Source organism: Streptomyces longispororuber, assembly GCF_024448165.1.
In the GTDB taxonomy this organism is placed as follows: domain Bacteria; phylum Actinomycetota; class Actinomycetes; order Streptomycetales; family Streptomycetaceae; genus Streptomyces; species Streptomyces longispororuber_A.
Genome location: NZ_JAMOLN010000022.1, coordinates 48,135 through 71,465, shown reverse-complemented (window position 1 = coordinate 71,465; position 23,331 = coordinate 48,135). Strand labels below are relative to the sequence as shown.

Annotated in this window: 19 protein-coding genes; 11 read left to right on the top strand and 8 right to left on the bottom strand. The window is 71.2% G+C overall.

Annotated elements, in window-relative coordinates:
- From M4J07_RS09220 to M4J07_RS09205, 4 genes are all read right to left on the bottom strand, one after another.
- On the bottom strand, positions 1-4,096 hold a 4,096-nt coding region (locus tag M4J07_RS09220), incomplete at its 3' end, for an alpha-(1->3)-arabinofuranosyltransferase domain-containing protein (protein WP_255969412.1).
- Complete coding sequence (locus M4J07_RS09215) at positions 4,093-4,833, bottom strand: class I SAM-dependent methyltransferase (protein ID WP_255969409.1); 741 nt, start codon at positions 4,831-4,833, stop codon at positions 4,093-4,095. The genes M4J07_RS09220 and M4J07_RS09215, both read right to left, overlap by 4 nt.
- Positions 4,830-5,990 (bottom strand): glycosyltransferase family 4 protein, encoded by a 1,161-nt coding sequence (locus tag M4J07_RS09210; RefSeq protein ID WP_255969406.1) that lies wholly within the window; start codon positions 5,988-5,990, stop codon positions 4,830-4,832. The genes M4J07_RS09215 and M4J07_RS09210 overlap by 4 nt, the downstream gene beginning before the upstream one ends.
- A 256-nt stretch (positions 5,991-6,246) precedes the next feature.
- On the bottom strand, positions 6,247-7,257 hold the full coding sequence (locus tag M4J07_RS09205; RefSeq protein WP_255969401.1) for a DUF3068 domain-containing protein: 1,011 nt from the start codon (positions 7,255-7,257) through the stop codon (positions 6,247-6,249).
- Positions 7,258-7,442: 185 nt separating this feature from the next.
- Here M4J07_RS09205 and M4J07_RS09200 point away from each other — a divergent pair, with 185 nt between their 5' ends.
- From M4J07_RS09200 to M4J07_RS09150, 11 genes are all read left to right on the top strand, one after another.
- On the top strand, positions 7,443-7,595 hold the full coding sequence (locus M4J07_RS09200) for a hypothetical protein (protein WP_255969398.1): 153 nt from the start codon (positions 7,443-7,445) through the stop codon (positions 7,593-7,595).
- 3 nt (positions 7,596-7,598) lie between these two features.
- On the top strand, positions 7,599-8,831 hold the full coding sequence (locus M4J07_RS09195; protein ID WP_255969395.1) for a helix-turn-helix domain-containing protein: 1,233 nt from the start codon (positions 7,599-7,601) through the stop codon (positions 8,829-8,831).
- 135 nt (positions 8,832-8,966) lie between these two features.
- Positions 8,967-9,740, top strand: coding sequence for an IclR family transcriptional regulator (locus tag M4J07_RS09190; RefSeq protein WP_255969392.1), 774 nt, complete (start codon positions 8,967-8,969; stop codon positions 9,738-9,740).
- Positions 9,737-10,576 (top strand): SMP-30/gluconolactonase/LRE family protein, encoded by an 840-nt coding sequence (locus M4J07_RS09185; protein WP_255969390.1) that lies wholly within the window; start codon positions 9,737-9,739, stop codon positions 10,574-10,576. The genes M4J07_RS09190 and M4J07_RS09185 overlap by 4 nt, the downstream gene beginning before the upstream one ends.
- Positions 10,577-10,840: 264 nt before the next feature.
- On the top strand, positions 10,841-12,190 hold the full coding sequence (locus M4J07_RS09180) for an extracellular solute-binding protein (RefSeq protein ID WP_255969388.1): 1,350 nt from the start codon (positions 10,841-10,843) through the stop codon (positions 12,188-12,190).
- On the top strand, positions 12,187-13,128 hold the full coding sequence (locus M4J07_RS09175) for a carbohydrate ABC transporter permease (RefSeq protein ID WP_255969386.1): 942 nt from the start codon (positions 12,187-12,189) through the stop codon (positions 13,126-13,128). The genes M4J07_RS09180 and M4J07_RS09175 overlap by 4 nt, the downstream gene beginning before the upstream one ends.
- On the top strand, positions 13,125-13,982 hold the full coding sequence (locus tag M4J07_RS09170) for a carbohydrate ABC transporter permease (protein ID WP_255969384.1): 858 nt from the start codon (positions 13,125-13,127) through the stop codon (positions 13,980-13,982). Before M4J07_RS09175 ends, M4J07_RS09170 begins: the two co-directional genes overlap by 4 nt.
- Positions 13,979-14,941: an arabinan endo-1,5-alpha-L-arabinosidase gene (locus M4J07_RS09165; RefSeq protein WP_374215018.1), complete on the top strand. Its 963-nt coding sequence runs from the start codon at positions 13,979-13,981 to the stop codon at positions 14,939-14,941. The genes M4J07_RS09170 and M4J07_RS09165 overlap by 4 nt, the downstream gene beginning before the upstream one ends.
- 35 nt (positions 14,942-14,976) lie before the next feature.
- Positions 14,977-16,482 (top strand): arabinosylfuranosidase ArfA, encoded by a 1,506-nt coding sequence (arfA, locus tag M4J07_RS09160; RefSeq protein ID WP_255969380.1) that lies wholly within the window; start codon positions 14,977-14,979, stop codon positions 16,480-16,482.
- A gap of 95 nt (positions 16,483-16,577) precedes the next feature.
- Positions 16,578-17,492, top strand: a complete 915-nt coding sequence (locus tag M4J07_RS09155; RefSeq protein WP_255969378.1) for a sulfite exporter TauE/SafE family protein — start codon at positions 16,578-16,580, stop codon at positions 17,490-17,492.
- Positions 17,489-17,947 (top strand): RrF2 family transcriptional regulator, encoded by a 459-nt coding sequence (locus M4J07_RS09150; RefSeq protein ID WP_255969375.1) that lies wholly within the window; start codon positions 17,489-17,491, stop codon positions 17,945-17,947. The genes M4J07_RS09155 and M4J07_RS09150 overlap by 4 nt, the downstream gene beginning before the upstream one ends.
- 15 nt (positions 17,948-17,962) lie before the next feature.
- Here M4J07_RS09150 and M4J07_RS09145 read toward each other — a convergent pair whose 3' ends face one another.
- The 4 genes from M4J07_RS09145 to mmsA all read right to left on the bottom strand — a co-directional run bounded on the left by M4J07_RS09145 (position 17,963) and on the right by mmsA (position 23,298).
- The gene (locus M4J07_RS09145; protein WP_374215017.1) at positions 17,963-19,180 is read right to left on the bottom strand and encodes a pyridoxal phosphate-dependent aminotransferase; all 1,218 of its coding nucleotides are present in this window, start codon (positions 19,178-19,180) and stop codon (positions 17,963-17,965) included.
- Between the two features lie 94 nt (positions 19,181-19,274).
- Entirely contained in the window at positions 19,275-20,426 is a 1,152-nt protein-coding gene (locus M4J07_RS09140) for an aldose epimerase family protein (protein ID WP_255969373.1), read from the bottom strand.
- Between the two features lie 65 nt (positions 20,427-20,491).
- The gene (gene mmsB / locus M4J07_RS09135) at positions 20,492-21,739 is read right to left on the bottom strand and encodes a multiple monosaccharide ABC transporter permease (protein WP_255969370.1); all 1,248 of its coding nucleotides are present in this window, start codon (positions 21,737-21,739) and stop codon (positions 20,492-20,494) included.
- A complete protein-coding gene (gene mmsA, locus M4J07_RS09130; RefSeq protein WP_255969367.1) occupies positions 21,736-23,298 on the bottom strand; it encodes a multiple monosaccharide ABC transporter ATP-binding protein in 1,563 nt (520 codons plus the stop codon). The genes mmsB and mmsA overlap by 4 nt, the downstream gene beginning before the upstream one ends.
- Positions 23,299-23,331: the final 33 nt, after the last annotated feature.

Sequence of the window (23,331 nt, the reverse complement as noted above, 5' to 3'; positions counted from 1 at the left end):
CCTCGGCCGCCGCGGGAGCGTGCCGGGCGCGGCTGGTCACCAGGGCCGCGAACAGCGCGATGAGGGCGAGGAGTTGGGCCGCCGGGCCGAAGGCTCCCTGTCCGTCGCGGATCGGCTGGCCCGCCGTCGTCGCGGCGATGACGCCCGCCGCGGCCATCGCCAGGAACGCGATCGGCACGAGGAGCGTGTGGCGCCACCAGGCCAGGACGGCCAGCGCAGGGACGAGGGCCGCCCAGGGGCCCGCGATCACGGCGGCGACGAGGGTGAGCGCCACGGTGCCGAGGACCCAGCCGGGGGACGGCGGTGCGGGCGGTGGCTCCTGGCCCTCGGGCGGTTCGCGGCGCCACAGGGCCAGGCCGATCAGCAGCAGGACCGCCGCACCGCCCGCGAACAGGCCGATCTCGTAGGTGCGGGCCGGTTCGTAGGAGAGCTTGACCGTGCCGCTCGCCCCGGCCGGGATCAGCCACGCCTGCTGCCAGCCGTCGAGGCGCAGGGCCGTGAGTTCCCGGCCGTTCAGCGTCGCCCGCCAGCCGTCGTTGGCGTTCTCGTACGTGGTCAGGTAGGTCGCCTCGCCCGCTCCGACGTGCACCTCGCGGCGGTCGCCGAGCCAGTCGTGGACGGCGAGGTCGCGGGTGGTGGGGGTGACGGCCTTCGTCGCGGTGGCGGTGCTCCGGGTGAGGGTGACGTCGGTGAGGGCGAGCGCGCCGTCCGCGGCGGAGGTGAGGGTGTGGGTGCCCGCCGGGAGGGTGAGCCCGTCGCACAGGGTGATGTCCACCGGGCGGCGCTCGGTGAGGTCGCGCACGGTGCCGCGGGCCGAGGTGCGGTGGCGGGTGCCGTCGATGGTGACGGCCGGGCCCTTGCCGCAGGGGAGGGTGAACTTCCGCTCGGGGTCGGGCTGTTCGACGCGGTACCGGTCGAGGGCCGGGAGGTAGGCCTCCGTCAGCCCCACCGGGAGCTGGAGGTCCTCGTCGGCCACCGGGTTGTGGACCTTGAGGGGCGCGGACTCGGTGATGGTGACGTCCAGGCGGTCGGTGGTGATCGGGTCGAAGTGGGCCACGCCGTTCTCGTCCACGCCCGCCTGGGCCGCGCCGTCGGGGCTGCTGATGTCGATCTTCTCGGGGCGGGTGGAGAGTCCTCCGGCCGCCGGGAGCACGATCTCCGACACCTTCTTCCTGCCCGGCCAGCGCAGGTGGACGGTGGGCTCGTCGCCCGCGATCCAGGCCGTCGTCAGATCGCCGTCGGTGAGGTTGCGGGCGGTGGTGTCGGTGCCCAGGCGGGCGGTGGAGTCGGCGGTCGCCGTGATCCTGCGCCGCTGGTCGGGCGCCACGTCGTAGAGGAGCTTGTCGAGGGCCTGGGTGGGCGTCGGCGTCGCCGTCGCCTTGAACGTGTACGGGGACGAGCCCGTCGTCTCGAAGGTGCGGTTCAGGGACGCCTCGGTGTCCGTGAGGGTGAGGGCGCCGTCACCCGTGGCGCGGTGGAAGCTGAACTGATCGGCCTCGGTGGAGTCGGCCGGGAGCCGCAGGGAGCGGGCCACCCGGACGCCGGGGACGTCGATGTCGGAGAACCCCGCGCCCGTCAGACCGGGACGGGTCTGCTGGGTGTCGAGGATCGTCACCTTCAGCCACTTCGCCGTGCCGGCGGGGGCCCTGACCTGCTGCGGCTTGCCGTTCGGCTGGAGTTCGGCGGTCGTCGAGCCCTTGTCCGTCTCGATCCTGACGCGGGTGGGGGCCGCCCGGACGGCGTCCTGGGGGAGCGGCGTCACCCGGAGCCCGGCCGGGATCGTGGTCGGTCCGGTGAACGCGACGCGGACCCATTCGCCCTTCGGCGAGTCGGGCGCGCCCTCCGCCCACGCCGTGTCCGGGTCGCCGTCGAAGGCGTGCACCGGGTCGAACTGCGGCAGGTGCAGCAGCCAGTTGCCGCTGGAGGACGCGGTGACCGAGCGGGCACCCTCGATGCGGGCCGTCGTCTGGTGCGTGACGCCCTTGGTGGGGAGGATCTGCTTCGGCTTCTCGCCCGGGTTCTCGGACGCGTTGGGGCTGTTGCGTTCCGTGGGCGTGTACGGGTACGAGGTGTTGGTGTTGACCAGGCCGAACCGGGTGTCCGCACGGCGCAGTCCGTCGGCGGCCGTGCGCAGGCCGGGGGTTCCGGTGCCGGGGTGGTTGTCGCCGGTCAGGACCGCGGGACGGTCGCGGAAGGCCGGGTCGGCGGAGAGCCGCAGCAGGGACTCGGGGCCGCCGCTGACCTCGGCCGTGTTCCGCACCGGCAGGAGGCCCGCCTGGCCGGGGCGGTGGGTGTCCGCCCGGGGCGCGTAGATCTCGACGGCGCGCTGGCGCGGGTAGAGGCCCTCGATCTGCGTCGGCGTGTTCTCGGCGATCCGGCCGCCGGTGACGACCGGCCCGAAGCCGGTGACCCGGTGGAAGCCGGACTCGGTGAGGGTGCGTTTCACGGTGGCGGTGGGGACGTAGCCGAGCTGGTCGGGGTCGAGGTCGTTGCGGACGACGACGTAGTGCAGTCCCGAGCGGCTCAGATAGTCCTGGAGGCCCGGGACCTGGACGCCCGACATGAGGGCCTGCTCGACCTCGTCCAGGGCACGGCGGTTGCCCGCCGTGCCGAACGGGACGTAGTCGCGCTGCGCCCAGCGGGACTCGGCCAGCACGTCCAGGGGCTGGTCGATCGGGGATCCCCAGGTGTAGATGCCGTGGGCCGTCGCGGGGACGACCAGGGCGCGGGAGTCGGGCGAGTACGTGTGCAGCCAGTCCGCCGTGGTCTTCCAGTAGGTGGGGAGCTTCTGGAAGGAGCCGGGCTGCAGGATCGAGCCGTTGAGGTACGGCCAGGCGAGGCCGGGGAGGACGAGGATCGCCGCGATGAGCGGGGCGTGCCGGCGGGCGCGCAGCGGGCGGGTGCCCCGGCTCTCCATGGCGAGGCCGGTGAGATGGGTGAGGCCGAGCGCCAGGGCCAGCGCGATGCCCGTCTCGAACTTGTAGATGTTGCGGAACGGGGCCAGGCCGCCGTCCAGCCACGACTGGACCGTCTCGTGGAAGGGGGCGCCGAGCGCGCCCCCGTACCCGGCGAGCGTGACGAGCGCGGCCGTCAGCACGGTGAGCACCAGCCAGCGGCGCTCCGGCAGGTCGCGGCGGGCCAGGCCCGCGAGGCCCAGCGCGGCGGCCAGGGCCGAGCAGACGATGGTGACCGCGGCGGTCGCCACGGTCCAGCCTGCGGGGAGCCAGGCGTCCCCGAGGTGGAGGTACGCCACCCAGTTGCCTGCGCCGCGCAGCGTCTCCGTCGCCGCCATCGTCTCCGTCGTGGTCTGTGAACTCTCCACGTACGGAAGGAAGTTCTCGCCGTGGATGCCGAGGAGGAGGAGCGGGATCACCCACCAGGCCGTCGCCAGGACGACGGCGGGAACCCACCACATGATCTGTTGGCGCTTACGGGGAGACGGCGCGCGCGAGAGCAGATAGAGGCCCACCGGGAGCAGCGAGGCGAGGGTCGCCGCCGCGTTGACGCCGCCCATGAACGGGATCAGGAGCGCCGAGCGGACCGCCGAAATGCGCGGGCTGGTACGGGGGTTGGTCAGCGGCAGCAGGACCCAGGGCAGGAAGGCGCCCGGCAGCGCCGCCGCCGACGTCGAGCCGATGACGATCGTGAACGTCGGCCACAGCGCGTACGTCACCGCACCGAGCAACCTGCTGCGCGGCGTGCCGATGTCCAGGCGCTCCGCCAGCCGCAGCGCGCCCCAGAAGGCGACGGTCACCACGATCGACAGCCACAGCCGCTCGGCCAGCCACACCGGCAGCTGGAGGAGGTCGGCCAGGGCGTAGTACGGCAGCATCGGGAACGCGTAGCCGATGTACTGGTCCGCGATCCCGCCGAAGCCCGCCCGGTCGTGCCACAGCTCCCCGAGATCGCGCAGGAACTGCCACGGGTCGAGGGCGACGCCGAGCTTCGTCTCGAACGTCATGCGGCCCGGTTGCACCGCGCAGAACGCGACGAACAGCACGGCCCAGAACGCGAACAGCCAGCGGCGCGAGCGCGGACCCGGCCCGGGGTCCGGGCTGGTCGCCGCGGCGGGTGGAGCCTGGACCATGGTCGTCATGGGGGACACCGCCTGAGGATGAGGAGGAGGTTCCAGGTGGCGAACTCGCGCACCCCGGGGACCCGCGCGACCGCCTCGGTGAGGAACGGCCAGTAGCGGGAGCGCGCCGAGACGACGGTGACGTCGTCGCGGGCGCGGACATGGCGCAGCGTGGGGCCGATGTGGTGGGCGAAGAGGTTCTCGCCGAGGGTGTGCTTGGGGGCCCGGCCGGTGCGGCGCCGGTAGCGGGACTGGGCGCGGCCGGCGCCCAGATAGTGCCAGGGCGCCCACTCGTGACCGCCCCACGGCGAGAACCAGTTGGTGAACGAGACGTAGATCAGGCCGCCCGGCCGCGTCACCCGCACCAGCTCGCTCAGGAACGTGTCCCGGTCGGCGACGTGCTCCAGGACGTTCGAGGAGAACGTCACGTCCGCCGACGCGTCGGCCAGCGGCAGCAGATAGCCGTCGGCCACCACCGTGGCCTGCGGCGGACTGCTGCCCAGCTCCCGGGTGTCCGGTTCGAAGAGGATGCCCTGGGCGCCGCGCGCCCGGAACTCCCGGGTGAAGTGACCGCTGCCGCCACCGACGTCGACGACGACCTTGCCCGCCACCTTCCCGTACGCCTCCACCTGGTCGGCGGCGTCCCGGGCGAGCAGCGCGTAACACGTCTCGGGGTCGCGCTGCTCGCGCAGGAACGCGCGGAAGAGGGTGAGCGAGCGCTGGAACGACGGGTCCCTGAACCCGGCCGGGGGCGTCATGGCGCCCAGCCCCTCACCGCCTCCGCGGCCACCGTTCTGAACTGCCGTACGGTGTGCGCCCATCGGTAGCCGGCCGCCCGTTCCTCGGCCGCCTTGCCCATCAGTTCGCGGCGGTGCGTGGACAGGGCGAGCGTGCACCAGGCCGCCGCGAACGACGACTCGCCGTGCGCGAGCAGACCGGTCGCCCCGTCCTCGACGGAGTCCCGTACGCCGGGCACGTCGAAGCCGACCGCGGGTGTGCCGCGCGCCGCCGCCTCGGTGATCACCAGGCCCCAGCCCTCGACGGCCGAGGGGTGCAGCAGCAGCCAGGCCTCGCAGAGCAGCCGGTGCTTCTCCGCCTCGGAGACGTGTCCCCTGAACTCGACGCCGGGACCGGCGAGTCGGCGCAGCCTCTCGCCCTCCGGGCCCTCGCCGACGATCACCAGCCGGCCGCCGGTGACCGGGCGCACCCGTTCCCACAGCCGCAGCAGCAGATCGATCCGTTTGTACTCGACCAGGCGGCCCATCGCGAGGAACAGCGGCTCGGGGGAGCGGTCGGCGCGCGGGCCCGGCTCCTCGACCCCGTTCGGGACGAGCCGGATGCGGTCCCGGTCCACGCCGATGGCGTGCAGGGCGCTCGCCGTCGACGGCGAGACGGCGACGAGCAGGTTGCGGCGCTGGGCTCCGGACAGGGCCCAGTGCTCGAGTCTTCGGCCGAGGTGGGCCGCGGGCGCCAGTGGTCCGCGCAGCCGCATCCGCCACAGGTCCGTGTGGACGTGGTTGACCAGGCAGAGCGTCGGGCCGTGGTGCCAGAGCGGGGCGAGGTACGGCATGCCGTTGCACACCTCCACCAGCAGGTCGCAGTCGCCGACCTGGCGGGCGAACGCCGAGCGGGCGCGCAGGAAGTGGGCGGTCTGCCCGCCCGCCGACACGACCCGGTAGTCCCGGAAGGCGCCGTACGCGGCGGGGCCGCCGCACAGCAGGGTCACCTGGTGGCCCTGGCGGGTCAGCCCGTCGGCGAGCCGGTCGACGAGGAGTTCGGAGCCGCCCGCGGCCGGATTGCCGAGGTCGCGGTGGGCGAGGAAGACGATGCGGCGCGGTGGTGGGGGACCGGCCGGCGGGGGCTGCGCGCCGGCCGGCGACGCGGTGCGCAGCGACAAAGGCACGTGCTGGGGCATCGGTGCTCCAACTCGTCTCAGGGTGCGGAACCGTGGGGGGGCACTTGCGGGGACTGCGGGGCACTTACGGGGACTGCGGTGCACTTGCGGGGAACGTCGGGGAAGCACGGAACTGTTGAAAGCCGTACTGGTGGGTACTGTGCCGGGGCTGTGTTCGGACTGTGCACGGGGTGGGGTGGCACAGTTTTCGCCGCGCTGTTCGATGCGGCTACTCACCCGCGTGACAAGTTTCGGGCTTTCCCGAGCTGACGTACCGTCACATCGTGGACGTTTCCAGGGTCGTCGGGGACGTATCGGGATCCGGACGCGTCTGCCCTTCGGGCTCGCCCCGGCCACCCCTGCCCCGGACGACCAGCACCGTCCCGGCCGCCACGAGCAGCGCACCGAGCCCTCCCGCCCCGATCGGCAGGATCGTGCCGAGCAGCGTGAGCCGGTCGTTGTCGTCCTCGGCCAGCGCCACCTGTGCGCGCTGCGTGGCGGGTGTGAACGCGATCCGCTCGCTGTCCAGGAGCACCACCGCGTCCTTCGCCGAACCCGGTGCGCGCAGCGTCTTGCGCGGGCCGATCGCCGCGTTCAGGACCCGGCCCGTCAGCGGGTCGACGACCAGCTCGACGCCGTGGTTGGCGTACCACTCCTCGGCGAGCACCTGGCTCTGCTTCGGCCGGCCCACGAGGCGGCCCGGCACCAGCCGGGAGCCGGTGCGGGCGGGTGCCACCGTGCCGGTGAAGCGGTAGCCCTCGTAGCCCTGGACCCGGGCCGTGCCGCTGAAGCGGAGCGGGACCGTCGCGCCGAGGGTGTTGTCCCACCAGGTGTAGGTGCGCTTCTCCACGTGGAAGGGGAACTTCAGGTACGCCTCGCCCTCGAAGGCGGGCTGTTCGCCGCAGCAGTGCACTGGCCTGTTGGTCCTCCGGTCGGTGACCCAGCGCTCCAGGGTCCACTGGAGCGCGTCGTGCGGATCGGCCGCGGGCAGCGACGCGGCGGTGTCCACCGACGTCGTGACGTCCCACACGGCACGGCCGCTGCGCTCGCTCTCGGCGACGTCGCCGCGGACCTGACGGGTGATCGTGATGCGCTGATCGTCGACGGTCTCGATCTCTTCGGTGTCGAAGTAGCTGCCGTTTCCGGTGAACACGGTCGTGGTGTCGGTGTCGATCGGGGTGCGTTCGGCGCGCGGCTCCACGTACCAGGCGAGCAGCCCGGCGAGCACGAGCAGGAACGTACCGAGACCCACGCAGAGCAGGGAGAAGGGCGAGGTTGTCCGGCGCATCCGGCACTCCTGGGGGGAAGGGCACCACGGTCCGCCCGTGGTCTGCCGGTCATGGGCCGGGAACCGTAGACGCACTCTTGACGAGGTGTCAATCCGCTGCCAACACTGGGGACTTGCCGGAACACACAGGGTGGGGACCGACCTCAGCACTCCGCTTTCGCCATGGACGAGAGGCTGACCCTGCGATGAACCGACTGCTCGCCGCCGTGCTCTGCGCGGCCACCGGGGCGGCGCTCGCCGTCGCCGCGGCCTTCGGTGTGCTCGCGCTGATCAACGCCACGCCCGATCAGCCCAACACCCCACTCCTGACCTACGAGACGCCCGGGCAGGAGCGCTGAGCCGTGCCCGCCACGACACGATCCGCCTGGTGCGACGTGCCGCGCCTCCAGGTCAAGCAGTTCGCCGCGCTCGCCATGGAGGAGGCGCCCCGGCTCGCCGAGGACATCCTCGACGAGATCCGCCGTGAGTACCCCCAACTGCCGCTGATCCTCGACGAGTCGGGCGAGCCGATGGCCCTGGTCGGCATCCGGCGCGCCATCGAGGGCTTCGTCCGGCGCCTCACCGACGTCTCCGGCAGCACCGTGACCGAGGGACAACCTCCGTCCGTCTTCCAGGAGTTCGGACGCGGACAGAGCCTGCACGGCCGCAGCCTCGACGCGCTCCAGGCGATGTACCGGCTCGGCGTGAAACTCGCCTGGCGCCGCCTCGCCGACATCGGCCAGCGCCTGCGCATCCCGCCACCCGCCATGTACGAACTCGCCGAATCCGGCTACGAGTACCTCGACGGCCTCGTCGACCAGTCGGTCCGCGGCTACGCGGAGGCCGCCGCCCGGCAGGCCGGGGAACGGCTGCGCCAGCAGCGCAAACTGATGGCCCTGCTCCTGGAGGGCCAGCCCGCCGTCGCCCCGCCCGACCCGGTCAAGGCCCTCACCGAGCGGGCCGCCCGGATCGGCTGGCCGGTGCCCGACCGGGTCGCCGTCGGTGTGCTGCTGCGGCCCGCGCGGGACGCGGTCGCCCCCGCGGTCGGCCCCGACGTGCTGCTCGACATGGAGACGGAGCGCCCCCGCCTCGTCGTCCCCGACCCCGACGCGGCGGGCCGCCCCGAACTGCTGCGCCGCGCCCTGTCCGGCTGGACCGGCGCCGTCGGCCCGGCCGTCGCCCTGGCCGAGGCCGCGAAGTCGCTGCGCTGGGCCGAGGCGGCCGTCACCCTCATGGAGCGCGACCTCTTACCCGCCGCCGGGGTGCTGCGCTGCACCGAGCACACCCAGGCCCTCGTCCTGCTCCAGCCCGAGGAACTCGTCGACGACCTCGCCCGGCGGGCCCTCGCCCCCCTCGGACACTGCGGCCCCACCCACGCCCGCCGGCTCGCCGAGACGCTGCTGGCCTGGCTGGAGACCCGCGGCGGCGCCCCCGAGGTCGCCGCCCGGCTCGGCGTCCACCCGCAGACCGTCCGCTACCGGCTCCGCCAGATCCGCGAGCTGTGGGGCGACGAGGTGGACGACCCGGACCGCCGCTTCGAGCTGGAACTGGTGCTGCGGGCCCGCCGGCTCCGCGGCGAACTGGGGCCGCCCTGACCGGCCGGCCACCGCTCGGACCGCCGGGACCTGGGGCTTTCGCCACCCCATTGCCCGCTCAACCCCACTGTGCGTAGCCTATGTTCGCGATACCGACCGTCTGTTGAAATATCGAACATAGGGAGGGGGCCGGTCGTGGGACGCCTCGTACCCGCCGTGACCCGGGCTCTGGACATACTGGAGCTCTTCCTGGACGGGGACGGCACGCTGTCCGCCCCCGACATCGTCCGCAAGCTACAGCTCCCGCGCACCACGGTCCACGAGCTCGTCACCACGCTCGCCGCCCGTTCGTACATCGTCCAGGTCCCCGGCCAGCCCGGCCGCTACCGCCTGGGGGTGCGCCCGTACCAGCTCGGCAGCCGGTACGCGGAGCAGCTCGACCTCGCCGCGGAGGGGCAGCAGGTCGCCAGGACCGTCGCCGAGACCTGCGACGAGACGGTGCACGTCGCGATCCTGGAGGGCACCGACGTCATCTACATCGCGAAGGTCGACTCCACCCACGCGGTGCGCATGGTCTCCGCCGCGGGCCGCCGGCTGCCCGCGCACTGCACCTCGGTCGGCAAGATGCTCCTCGCGTCGCTGCCCGAGACCGAGCTGGCCGCGCGGATCCCGGACGACGCCGACCTGATCGCCATGACGGCGAACTCGATCACCGACCCGGCCGATCTGCGCACCCACCTGTCCGGCATCCGCGAGCGCGGCATCGCCGTGGAGAGCCGAGAGTCGAACACGGACGTGTCGTGTGTCGCCGCGCCCGTCCGCGACCGCACCAACCGGGTCGTCGCCGCGCTCTCCATCTCCGTGCCGATGATCCGCTGGAGCGACGCCCGCGAGGACGAGCTCGCCCAGCTCGCCGCCAAGGGCGCCGCCGACCTGTCCGAGCGGCTCGGCCACCGGGGCACGCCGTGAGGGCCGAGCAGGCGGTGCGCGAGTCCGCCGAGCTCGGTGAGGGCCCGACCTGGGACCCGGCCGGCGGCCGGCTGATCTGGGTCGACATCCTCGGCTCGCGCGTCCACACGTACGAACCCGGCAGCGGCCGCCGCACGGTGCTGGCCACCGAGCAGCACGTGGGTGCCGCGAAACCGCGCACGGACGGCGGCCTGGTCGTCAACCTCCGCGACGGCGTGGGCAGTTACGCGCCCGACGGCACCTTCGGCTGGCTGCACCGCGACCCCGTCCCCGGCCGCCGGGGCAACGATGCGGCGGTCGCGCCCGACGGATCGCTCTGGGCGGGCTCGATGGCGTACGACGAGACGCCCGGCGGCGGCAACCTGATCCGCCTCGCCCCGGACGGCACGGCCACCACCGTCCTCGACGACGTCACCGTCTCGAACGGCACGGGCTGGAGCCCCGACGGGAAGCGCATGTACTACGTCGACACCCCGACGCGGCGCATCGACGTCTTCGACGTGGACGGCGAACACGTGGTCGGGCGAAGGGAGTTGGCGTCCGTGGAAGAGGGCGCGGGCTTCCCCGACGGCCTCACGGTCGATGCCGACGGCTGTGTGTGGGTCGCCCTGTGGGACGGCGGGGCGCTGCGCCGCTACACGCCGTCCGGCGCGCTCGACCGGGTCGTCCCGCTGCCCGTGCGCCGTCCGACGGCCTGCGCCTTCGGGGGCTCCGACCTGCGTGACCTGTACGTCTCGTCGGCCCGGATCGGCCTGGAGCGGCCGACCGCCCTGGAAGGCTCGCTGCTGGTGTTCCCCGGCGCGGGCCAGGGGCTGCCGCAGCCCGGCTTCGGGTAACCCCGCCAGGGGCGCGGGGAACCGCGCGCCCAGCCGCGACGAAAGCCGCGGACACGTCTGCTCGTCAACCGGCAGAGGTGTCCGCGGCTTTTCTTGTGCGGCTTCTCCGTGGCTGAGCGCGTCCCCCGCGCCCTTGGCCCGGCCGAAAGTTTCCGGTGTCCGACCCATTGACGGTCGAAGCGCTTCGACCATACGGTCCCGTTCGAAGTTACGGGCAGCAGCCGAAATATCGAACATACACCTTCGAAACAGTAAGGGCAGGGAATGGGACGACCTGGCCTGAACCGCAGGCAACTCCTCGCCGGACTGGGCGGGTTGACGGTCGCCGGAAGCCTCGGCTTCGCGGCGCTCGGAACCGGGGCCGACGCACTCGCCTCCGGCGCGGACACCCGCGTGCGCTACTGGAACCTCTTCAGCGGCGGCGACGGCGCGAACATGATCGCGATGCTGGACGCCTTCCGGAAGGAACACCCGGACATCGCCGTCAAGGACTCCACGCTCCAGTGGGGCAACCCCTTCTACACCAAGCTCGCCATGGCCGCCGCGGGAAACCGGGCCCCCGAGCTGGGCGTCATGCATCTGGGCCGGGTCGCGGGCTTCTCGCCGGGCCGCCTCCTCGACCCCTGGGACGAGAACCTCCTCGCCAAGTACGGGGTGCGCAAGGAGGACTACAACCCGGCGCTGTGGAACCGCGGGGTCATCGACGGCAAGCTCTACGCCCTGCCGCTCGACGTCCACGTCCAGCTCTGCTTCTACCGCAAGGACGTACTGAAGAAGGCCGACCTGCTGGGCGACGACGGCCGGATGATCGAGGTCGGCTCCACCGGTGAGTGGTTCGACGTCCTCAAGAAGGCCAAGAAGGTGCAGAAGAAGGGCCTGCAGACCATCGGCCTGTGGACCAACGACCAGAACTTCCAGTGGTGGTTCTTCGTCGCCTTCTACACCCAGCTCGGCGGCACCTGGTTCAACGACGACGACACCGAGGTCCTCTTCGACCCCGACAAGGCCACCCAGGTCCTGGAGTTCCTCCGCCGGCACGTCACCGACGGCTACGTCATCCCCGGCGCGCCCACCGGCGAACAGTTCATCAACGGCGCCCCGTTCACCTGGGAGGGCAACTGGTCGGTGCCGGTCTTCTCCGGCGCGAAACTGGAGTACGGGGCGACGCCGCTGCCGCCCGTCTTCGGCAAGCAGGCCACCCACGCCGAGTCGCACGCCTTCGTCCTGCCGCACCAGGCGGGCCGCGGCGGCGCCACCGACGAGGGCGCGCACGAACTCGCCGCGTACGTCGTCCAGCACGCCCTGCAGTGGGCGGCCGGCGGGCACATCCCCGCGTACACGCCGACGCTGTCCACGGCCGCGTACCAGAAGCTCACCCCGCAGAACGAGTACGTGAGCGCCATGGACCACCAGGCCAACGAGCCGAAGGTGTGGTTCGCGGGCTCCACCGGCGTCCTCGCCCAGGACCTCGGCCCGATGGTCGTCTCCTCGACGATGGGCTCGGCCAAGCCCGCATCCGTCGCCGAGCGCATGAAGAAGGAGCTCACCAAGCTCCTCGCCTCGAAGAACCCGATGGACGGACACACCGCCGCGCAGGGAGGTGCGGTCGCATGACGACGACCAGCGCTGAGACCGTCATCGCCCCGGCCCGCGCGCAGAGCGCCGCCGCGAGCGCCACCGTCCGCCGCAAGCAGGGCTTCCAGCACGGCGGCTGGTTCGTCGCCCCGTTCCTGGTCCTCTTCGCGCTCTTCGTGATCTGGCCGCTGCTGCGCGGCATCTACCTCAGCTTCACCGACGCCAACATCTCCGGCGAGGGCGCGAACTTCGTCGGCCTCGACAACTACCGCGAGGCCCTGAAGGACTCCGCGATGTGGGACGCGCTCGGCCACAGCGCGTACTTCACCCTCCTCGTCGTCCCCTGCATCACGGTCCTCGCCTTCTTCCTCGCGATGCTCGCCCACCACATCGAGCGCGGGAAGTGGGTGTGGCGGCTCTGCTTCTTCGCCCCGTTCCTGCTGCCGTCGACCGTCGCCGCCAACATGTGGCAGTGGCTGTTCACCCAGGGCATCGGCCTCTTCAACGAGACGTTCGGCCTCACCACGCCCTGGCTGACCGACAAGTCGTACGCGATGCTCGCCATCGTCATCGAGACGCTGTGGTGGACGGTCGGCTTCTCCTTCCTGCTCTACCTCGCCGCGCTCCAGGGCATCCCCGGCCACCTCTACGAGGCCGCCAAGCTGGACGGAGCCAACGCCTGGCACCGCATGGTCCACATCACGCTGCCCATGCTGCGCCACATCACCGGCCTGGTCGTCGCCCTCCAGGTCCTGGCCTCGCTCCAGCTCTTCGACCAGGCCGTCGTGATGATGGACTTCGGCCCCGGCCCCGAGCTCGCCACCCGCTCCTTCGTCCAGTACACCCTCGAACAGGGCTTCACCAGCTACCGCGTGGGCTACGCCTCCGCGATGTCCATCATCTTCTTCGTGATCATCGCCGCCGTCGCCCTCGGCCGGATGGTGCTGCTGCGCAACCGTGAGGAGGGCGCCCGATGACCGCCACTCAGATACGGGTCAGGACCCGCAAGCCCTGGACGGCCGGCCAGATCGTCCTCACCCTGCTCGGCGTCGCCGTCTCCGCCGTCTTCGTGGCGCCGGTCGCCGCCGCCCTGTTCACCTCGCTCAAGTCCGAGGCCGAGGCCGCCGAGATCCCGCCGCACTGGCTGCCGAAGGTCTGGACGGGCCAGGCGTGGAAGGCCCTGTGGGAGACCGGCAACGTCTCCACCTGGTTCGTCAACTCCCTCGTGGTGTCCGTCGTGGTGACGGCCGTCGTGCTCACCGTGGCCGCACTCGCCGGATACGGCTTCGCCCGCACCGAGTTCCGGGGCAAGAGCGTGCTCATGGGCGTGGTGATGGCGGGCCTGATGATCTCCCCGGCCGTCCTCGGCGTCCCGCTGTTCACCACGGTCCAGCAGATGGGCATGGTCGACACCTACTGGGGCATGATCCTGCCCCAGTGCGCCCCCGCGGCCATGGTCTACATCCTCTACAAGTTCTTCCAGGGCGTCCCCCGCGAACTGGAGGAGGCCGCCTTCATCGACGGCGCGGGCCGCTGGCGGGTCTTCTTCACCATCGTCGTCCCGCTCGCCCGCCCCTCCCTCGCGGCGGTCGGCATCTTCACCTTCATCGCGTCGTGGAACAACTTCCTGTGGCCGTACATGGTCACCAACAACCCCGACCTGATGACCATGCCGAACGGCATCGCGACCGTCATGAACTCCTACGGCATCCAGTGGGCCCAGCTGATGGCCGGCGGCCTGATGGCGGGCCTGCCGCTGATCGTCGTGTTCGTCTTCTTCCAGCGGCAGATCGTGGCGGGCGTCGCCCACACGGGATTGGCGGGACAGTGAGAACCGTGCTCGCGGCGGCCGCCGCCGTCGCCCTCGCCCTGCTCCCCAACACGGCTCAGGCGGTGGAGAGTTACCCGGACCCGCAGGCCATCACCGGCCAGCAGATCATCCACGACCCGACCGTCATCGCGCTCAAGGGCGACAAGGGCTACGTCGCGTACTCCACCGGCGGCGTCATCGGCGCCCGCCTCTCGAAGGACCGGGTGCACTGGACGGACGAGGGCAACGCCTTCGCCGCGCCGCCGAGCTGGTGGTACGAGTACAACGCCACCGGCGACCCGTGGGCCCCCGACATCTCGTACCGCGACGGCCGGTACTGGCTCTACTACGCGGTCTCGTCCTGGGGCACGAACCACTCCGCGATCGGCGTCGCCACGTCCCCCTCCGGACTCCCCGGCACCTGGACGGACCACGGCAAGGTCTTCACCTCCGAGACCACGGACACCTGGAACGCCATCGACCCGGCCGTCGTCCGCGCCGGCGGCAGGCTGTGGATGAGCTTCGGCTCCTACTGGACCGGCATCCGCATGGTCGAGCTCGACCCCCGCACCGGCAAGGCGGTCCCCGGCGCGACCGTCCACCATCTCGCCACCCGCCCCGACGCCCCGTACGCGGTCGAGGGCCCGGCGATCGTCAAGCACGGCCGCTACTACTACCTCCTCGCCTCGTACGACGCGTGCTGCTCCGGCGTGAACTCCACGTACAAGATCCGCGTCGGCCGCTCCACGTCGGTGACGGGCCCGTACGCCGACAAGGACGGCACGTCCCTCCTGGAGGGCGGCGGTTCGCTGCTCCTGGCGGGCCACGGCCGCTTCATCGGCACGGGCGGCGAGTCCGTCTTCAAGGACAGGGGCCGTGACGTCCTCGCCTACCACTACTACGACGCGGACGACAACGGCACGCCCAAGCTCGGCCTGAACGACATCCGGTGGGCCAAGGACGGCTGGCCGGCCCTCTGAGCACCGCCCCTCTCCCGCAGAACGGAAGGAAAGCATTGAGCACCGCCCGCTTCACCCTGGACCCCGCCTTCACGGTCGGCACGGTCGACCCCCGTCTCTTCGGCTCCTTCGTCGAGCACCTCGGCCGCTGCGTCTACACCGGCATCTTCGAACCGGACCACCCCACCGCGGACGAGGCCGGCCTGCGCACCGATGTCCTGGACCTGGTACGGGAGCTGGGCGCGACCGCCATCCGCTACCCCGGCGGCAACTTCGTCTCCGGCTACAAGTGGGAGGACTCGGTCGGCCCCGTCGAGGACCGCCCCCGCCGCCTCGACCTCGCCTGGCGCACCACGGAGTCGAACCGCTTCGGCCTCTCCGAGTACATCGCGTTCCTGAAGAAGGTCGGCCCGCAGGCCGAACCGATGATGGCGGTGAACCTCGGCACGCGCGGCGTCGCGGAGGCCATCGAGCTCCAGGAGTACGCGAACCACCCGGCGGGCACCGAGCTGTCCGACCGCCGGATCGCGCACGGCGACAAGGACCCCTTCGGCATCCGGCTGTGGTGCCTGGGCAACGAGATGGACGGCCCCTGGCAGACCGGCCACAAGACGGCCGAGGAGTACGGGCGGATCGCCGCCGAGACGGCGCGCGCCATGCGCCAGATCGACAAGGACGTGGAACTGGTCGCGTGCGGCAGCTCCGGCCAGGCCATGGACACGTTCGCCGAATGGGAGGCGACGGTCCTCCAGGAGACCTACGACCTGGTCGACTACGTCTCGCTGCACGCCTACTACGAGGAGCACGACGGCGACCGCGACTCGTTCCTCGCCTCGGCGGTGGACATGGAGTCGTTCATCGAGAACGTCGTCGCGACCTGTGACCACGTGGGCGCCCGCCTCAAGTCGAAGAAGAAGATCAACCTCTCCTTCGACGAGTGGAACGTCTGGTACATGTCGCGCACCGACGCCCAGGTCTCGGCCCTGGACTGGCCGGAGGCGCCCCGCCTGCTGGAGGACGTCTACTCGGTCACGGACGCGGTCGTCTTCGGCTCGCTCCTGATCGCCCTGCTCCGGCACGCGGACCGCGTCACGGTCGCCTGCCTCGCGCAGCTGGTCAACGTCATCGCGCCGATCATGACGGAGCCGGGCGGCCCGGCCTGGCGCCAGACGACGTTCTTCCCGTTCGCGCAGGCCTCCCGGTACGGCCGCGGCGAGGTCCTCGACGTCCGCGTCGACTCCCCGACGTACGACACGCAGCGCCACGGCACCGCCGATCTGCTGCACGCGACCGCGGTCCGCGCCGACGACGGCACGGTGACCGTCTTCGCGGTGAACCGCAGCCAGACCCAGGCCCTCCCTCTGGAAGTCGCCCTGAACGGCCTTGAGTTGACGACGGTGACCGAACACTCGGTGCTGTCGGATCAGGACCCGGACGCCAAGAACACCCTCACCGACCCGAACCGGGTGGCCCCCCACACGGCGACCGGCACGACCCTGTCCGACGCCACCCTCAAGGCGACCCTGGAACCCCTGTCGTGGAACGTGATCCGGCTGGCGTGAGACCCGCGCGGGTGCGCCGGTGAGGGCGGTCCACCATGTGAAATTCGAGCGCCATTCATACCTTCCCCATAGGGAACGTGGGCACAGTGGCCCTCATGGACTTCTCGTGGACGATCGTCGTCGCCGGTGCCCTGGTCGGGCTCGCGGTGGGGCTCACCGGTATGGGCGGTGGCGCCCTGATGACCCCGATCATGGTCATGTTCTTCGGGGTCAACCCCACCGCCGCCATCGGCAGCGACCTGGCGACCTCCCTGTTCATGAAGCCCTTCGGCGCCGCCGTGCACCACAGAGCGGGCACGATCCGCTGGGACATCGTCCGGTGGCTGCTGCCCACCGCCCTGCCCGCCGCGTTCGCCGGGGCGCTGCTCCTCCAGGCGCTCGGTGACGGTGCGGCGCTCCAGACCCGGGTCAAGTACGTCATCGGCGGCGCCCTGCTGCTCGCCGTGGCCGGGATGCTCGCCCGGATGTGGCTCGACCGGCGCCGCGGCCTGGGCGCCGCTGCCGCCGAGGACGCCGAGGTGCGGGTCAGGCCGGTGGCGACGCTGCTGATCGGGCTGGTCGGCGGGCTCGTCGTCGGGATGACCTCGGTCGGCTCCGGCTCCCTGATCATCGTGATGCTGATGCTCGCCCACCCCCGGCTCCGGGCGAACCACCTGGTGGGCACCGACCTGGTGCAGGCCGTCCCGCTGGTCGGCGCCGCCGCCCTCGGGCACTTCCTCGTCGGCGACGTGTCGCTGGGCCTGACCGGCACGCTGCTGGTCGGCGCGATCCCCGGTGTGCTGGCCGGCGCCGTGCTCTCCACCCGGGTGTCGGGGCCCGCCCTGCGCTGGGCGCTGGTGGTCCTGCTCACCGGGTCGGGGCTCGCCATGTGGGGCGTGTCCGGCGCCCCTCTCGTGGTGGTCTGCGGAGCGGTCGCGGCCGTGGGCCTCGCGGTGACCCTGCGCACCCGCAGGACGGTCGCCGCACCCCCGGCCCAGGAGCCCGAACCGTCCCCGACAATGACCCCATGAGGATTTCAGCCAGAGCCGACTACGCGGTCCGGGCCGGCCTGGAACTGGCCGTCCGCACCGACGGCGGACCCGTCAAGGCGGAGACCATCTCCGCGGCGCAGGAGATCCCGCACAAGTTCCTTGAAGGCATCCTCGGCGACCTGCGGCGCGGCGGCATCGTCGTCAGCCGGCGCGGCGGCAACGGCGGCTACCTCCTGGCCCGCCCCGCCGGCGCGATCACCGTCGCCGACGTCGTCCGCGCCGTCGAGGGCCCCATCGTGTCGGTGCGCGGCGAGCGGCCCAGCGCCCTCAGCTACCAGGGCCCCGCCGAGCCGCTGCTGCCCGTGTGGGTGGCGCTGCGCGCCAACGTGCGCAAGATCCTGGAGGGCGTCAGCCTCGCCGACATCGCGGGCGGGCGGCTGCCCGACCAGGTGCGGGAGCTGACCGACGACCCGGCGGCCTGGCACAACCCCTGAGTCCCGTGGAGGAGTTCAGGACACGGCGCCCCACACCACCCGGTCCACCGCCGCCGTGCCCGAGCTGTAGGTGGTCCCTCCGTTCAGCTCGGGCACGGCGGCTCCCCTCCCGCTCCCCATGACTGCCTCGAGTCCGGACACCAGGCGCAGGACGTCCGGCTGAGGCCGCACCACGAGGCGCAGGAAGTTGCTGGAAGATCCGATCTTGTTGCCGCACTCCCGCACCAGCACGCCGTGCCGGTCCAGGAGTTGATCGCGCACCGCGACCCCGTCGAGGCCGTCCGGGAGGCGCACGTACAGGAAGTTGCCCTGCGACGGGTACACGGTGAGGCCGGGCAGGCGTGCCAGGTGCCAGCGCATGTCCTGGCGGTCGCGGCAGACCTGGCGAATGCTGTCCGCGTACTCCTGGCGGTGGTCGCGCAGCATGAACACCACGGTCTCCGCGAAGGAGTTGAGGTTCCACTTCGGCAGCGCCGCCCGCACCCGCCCGGCCAGCCCCGGGTTCGCGACGAGGTAGCCGAAGCGGATGCCGTGCAGCCCGAAGTTCTTGCCGAGGCTGCGCAGCACGATGACGTTGGGCCGCAGGACCGCCTCCCGCACCAGGCTCGGGTCCTGGCCGCCCTCGGCGGCGTCGGCGAAGTCGAGGAAGGACTCGTCGATCACGATCAGGTCCAGATGGCGCAGCTCGTCGAGGAGGGCCAGCAGCGACCGGCGCGGCACGAGGCCGCCGTCGGGGTTGTTCGGATTGCAGATCACGGCGACCCGGGAGCCGCGCGCGTGGATGAACTCCGCGTACGCCGCCGGGTCGAGCGCGAACCCGTCGCGCTCCGGCAGCGGGAACATGTCGACCCGCTTGCCCGTCTCCATCGGCTGGTCCGTCCACCGCCCGAACGTCGGCACCGGCACGGCGAGCGAGTCGCGCACCAGCAAGTGGTCGATCCAGGTGATGAGTTCGGTCGAGCCGTTGCCCATCGCGACGGTCTGCGGGTTGAGGCCGAGGACCTGGCAGAGCTCCGCGGTGATGGTGTCGGCGCCGCTCGGGTAGTACGTCAGGATCTCGTGCAGCCGCCCGCGCAGCGCGTCCAGCATCGCGGGCGTGGGGAAGTACGGGTTGCAGGGGATGCAGAAGTCGGTGACGTGCCCGCCGCCGCCCGCCCCGGCCCGCCGCAGCTGGCCGTAGGAGGGGGAGTGGGCCGTACTGCCCTGGAACAGTGAGACGACACCCGCGCTCATCAACTGCCTCCGCCCGTATCCGTGGTGGCGTGTCATACGGATACGGGCGGGGCGGTGTTCAACGGCAGGTGCTCACGATGCGCTCACGGGGCGCTCAGGAGGCGCTGAACGAGTGCACCGTCGTCGTGCGGTACGTCTGACCGGGCCGCAGCACGGTGGACGGGAACGACGGCTGGTTCGGCGAGTCCGGGAAGTGCTGCGTCTCCAGGCACAGGCCGTCGCCCTGCCGGTAGGTGCGCCCGGAAGGACCGGTGAGCGTGCCGTCGAGGAAGTTGCCCGAGTAGAACTGCACGCCTGGCTGATCGGTGGCGATCTTCAGGGTGCGGCCCGAACCCGGGTCGCGCAGGGTCGCGAAGTGCACCGGCGACGACGTGCTGCCCTTGTCGAGCACCCAGTTGTGGTCGAAGCCCTTCGCGGTGATCAGCTGCGGGTGCGCGGCCCGGATGTCGTCGCCGATCTCCTTGCCGCGCCGGAAGTCGAACGGCGTGCCCGCGACCTTCGCCAGCTCACCGGTCGGGATGAGCCCCGAGTCGGTGGGCGTGTACCGGGAGGCGGCCAGCGTCAGCTCGTGGCCCTCGATGGAGCCGCTGCCCTCGCCCGCGAGGTTGTAGTAGGTGTGGTTGGTGAGGTTCACGACGGTCGCCTTGTCCGTCGTCGCCTCGTAGTCGATCCGCCAGTCGCCGCGCGCGGTCAGGGTGAAGGTGACCTTCACCCTGAGCGTGCCCGGGTAGCCCATCTCGCCGTCGACCGACGTGTAGTACAGGTGCAGGCCGACGTCGGACCCGGACGTGAAGCCCTCCACGTCCCACACCCGGGTGTTGAAGCCCTTGGCGCCGCCGTGCAGGGAGTTCACCCCGTCGTTCACGGAGAGCTGGTACTTCGTGCCGTCGAGCGTGAACTGCCCCTTGGCGATGCGGTTCCCGTACCGGCCGATGGTGGCGCCGAAGAACGTGGTGCCCGCGACGTACGCCTCGATGTTGTCGTAGCCGAGGGAGACGTTCGCGTACCGGCCGTGGCGGTCGGGGAGCTCCAGGGACTGCACGATGCCGCCGTACGAGAGGACCTTCAGCCGGGTCCCGCCGTTCTGCAGGGACCAGCGGTAGATCTTCGTGCCGTCGGCGAGCTTGCCGAAGAGCTCCTTCACGGGCTGCTTTCCCGACGCGGCGTGTGCCGTGCCGCTGATCACGGTGGTGGCGGCGACACCCGCGGCTGCCGCCGCGAGCACCGTACGTCTGGACGTGTCCATCTGACGCTCCTAGAGAGGGAGTTGAGCCTGATGACGTGCGACGTGCGAACTTTCCGGAGAAACCGTTACGAACCGACGCGACGCTTGTTCCACACGTCGAAGCCGACCGCGGCGAGCAGCGCGAGCCCCTTGATCACCGACTGCCAGTCGGAGCCGACGCCCAGCAGGTTCATGCCGTTGTTCAGCACGCCGAGGACGAGACCGCCGATGATCGCGCCGAGGACGGTGCCCACACCGCCGCTCATGGACGCGCCGCCGATGAACGACGCGGCGATGGCCTCCAGTTCGAAGTTGAGGCCCGCCTTCGGCGAGGCCGCGTTGAGCCGGGCCGCGACGACCAGACCGGCCAGGGCCGCGAGCACGCCCATGTTCAGGAAGACGTAGAAGGAGACCTTCTTGTCCTTCACGCCGGAGAGCTTCGCCGCCGGGAGGTTGCCGCCGATGGCGTAGATGTGCCGGCCGAAGATCGAGTTGCGCATCAGATAGCCGTAGCCGACGACCAGCACACCGAGGATGAGCAGGACGATCGGGGCGCCCTTGTAGCTGGCGAGCAGCATCGTCACCACGGCGATGGCGGCGACGATCGCGATCAGCTTCAGCACGAACAGGTTGAACGGCGGCAGTTCGAGCGCGAACTCCTGCTGGCGACGGCGGTCGCGCAGCTCCTGGATCACCACGGCGGCGGCGAGCACGACACCGAGCAGCAGCGTCAGGTTGTGGTAGTTGGTGTTCGGGCCGACCTCGGGCAGGAAGCCGTTGCCGAGCTTGCCGAGGCCCTCCGGGAACGGGCCGAGGGTCTGCCCCTTCAGCAGGATCTCGGTGAGACCGCGCCACACCAGCATGCCGGCCAGCGTCACGATGAAGGAGGGTATGCCTCCGTATGCGATCAGCCAGCCCTGGATGGAACCGGCGGCGGCGCCCATCGCGAGGCAGATGACGGCCGCGACGGGCCAGGCCACGTCGTGACTGACCATGAGGACGGCGGCCGTCGAGCCGACGAAGGCGGTCAGCGAGCCGACCGACAGGTCGATGTGGCCGGCGATGATGACCAGCATCATGCCGATCGCGAGGATCAGGATGTAGCTGTTCTGCAGCACCAGGTTGGAGACGTTGCGCGGCAGGATCAGGTCGCCGTTCGTCCAGATGGCGAAGACGATCACGAGCAGGCCGAGCGCGAGCAGCATGCCGTACTGGCGCATGTTGCGGCGCATTCCGTCGAGCACGAGGTGCAGCAGCCCGCCCCCGGCGCCGGCGCCGCCGCCCTTGCCCGGCGGCGCGGGCGCCGGGGACTTGTCCATCACGTCCGTGCTCATCGCGTTACCTCTTCTGTCCCGTTCTTGTCCTTGGTCATCAGGCGCATCAGGGACTCCTGCGTCGCCTCCGCGCGGGCGACCTCACCGGTCAGCCGTCCCGCGCTCATCGTGTAGATGCGGTCGCACATGCCGAGCAGTTCGGGCAGCTCGGAGGAGATGAACACCACCGCCTTGCCCTCGGCCGCGAGCTTGTCGATGACCGTGTAGATCTCGTACTTGGCGCCGACGTCGATCCCGCGGGTCGGCTCGTCGAGGATGAGCACGTCCGGGCCCGCGAAGATCCACTTGCTGAGGACGACCTTCTGCTGGTTGCCGCCCGACAGCTTGCCCGCCGGTTCGAAGACCGTCGGGGCCTTGATGTTCATCGACTTGCGGTACTCCTCGGCGACCTGCCGCTCGCCGTGCTCGTCGACCACGCCCCGCTTGGAGACCTTGCCGAGCGCCGCCAGGGAGATGTTGCGGTTGATGGTGTCGATGAGGTTGAGGCCGTAGTGCTTGCGGTCCTCCGTCGCGTAGGCGATGCCGTGCGCGACGGCCTCCGCGACCGACTTGGTGCGGATCTCCGTGCCGTCCTTGAGGACGGTGCCGCCCGCGTACCGGCCGTAGGTCCGCCCGAAGACGCTCATCGCGAGCTCGGTGCGGCCGGCGCCCATCAGGCCGGCGATGCCGACGATCTCGCCGCGGCGGACCTGGACCGACACGTCATCGACGACCTTGCGCTCCCGGTCGATGGGGTGGTGCACGGTCCAGTTGCGGATCTCCAGGGCCGGCGCCGCGCCCTCCTCGGCGTGGTGCGGGGTCCGCTCGGGGAAGCGGTGCTCCAGGTCGCGGCCGACCATCCCGGAGATGATCCGGTCCTCGCTGGTCTCCTCGGCGTGCACGTCGAGGGTCTCGATGGTGCGGCCGTCGCGCAGGATCGTCACCGAGTCGGCGACGCGACGGATCTCGTTCAGCTTGTGCGAGATGATGATCGAGGTGATGCCCTGTTCCTTCAACTCCAGGATCAGGTCCAGGAGTTTGCCGGAGTCCTCGTCGTTCAGCGACGCGGTCGGCTCGTCCAGGATCAGCAGCTTCACGTCCTTGGCGAGCGCCTTGGCGATCTCCACGAGCTGCTGCTTGCCGACGCCGATGTCGGCGATCCGGGTGTTGGGGTTCTCGGACAGGCCGACCCGGCGGAGCTGCCGGGTGGCGTGCCGCAGGGTCTCGCGCCAGTCGATCATCCCGCGCGTGGCGTGCTCGTTGCCGAGGAACATGTTCTCGGCGATCGACAGGAACGGCACGAGGGCCAGCTCCTGGTGGATGATCACGATGCCGCGCTTCTCGGACGCGTTGATGTCCTTGAACTCGCAGGGGTTCCCCTCGAAGAGGATGTCCCCCTCGTACGTGCCGTGCGGATGGACGCCGGAGAGCACCTTCATCAAGGTGGACTTCCCGGCGCCGTTCTCACCGCAGATGGCGTGGACCTCGCCCTGACGTACTGTCAGCGTGACGTCCGAGAGCGCTTTGACACCGGGAAAGGTCTTGACGATCGAGCGCATTTCCAGGACGGGTCCCGCCATGGTCGTGCCCTTCAACTAGTGGTCGGACGGGGT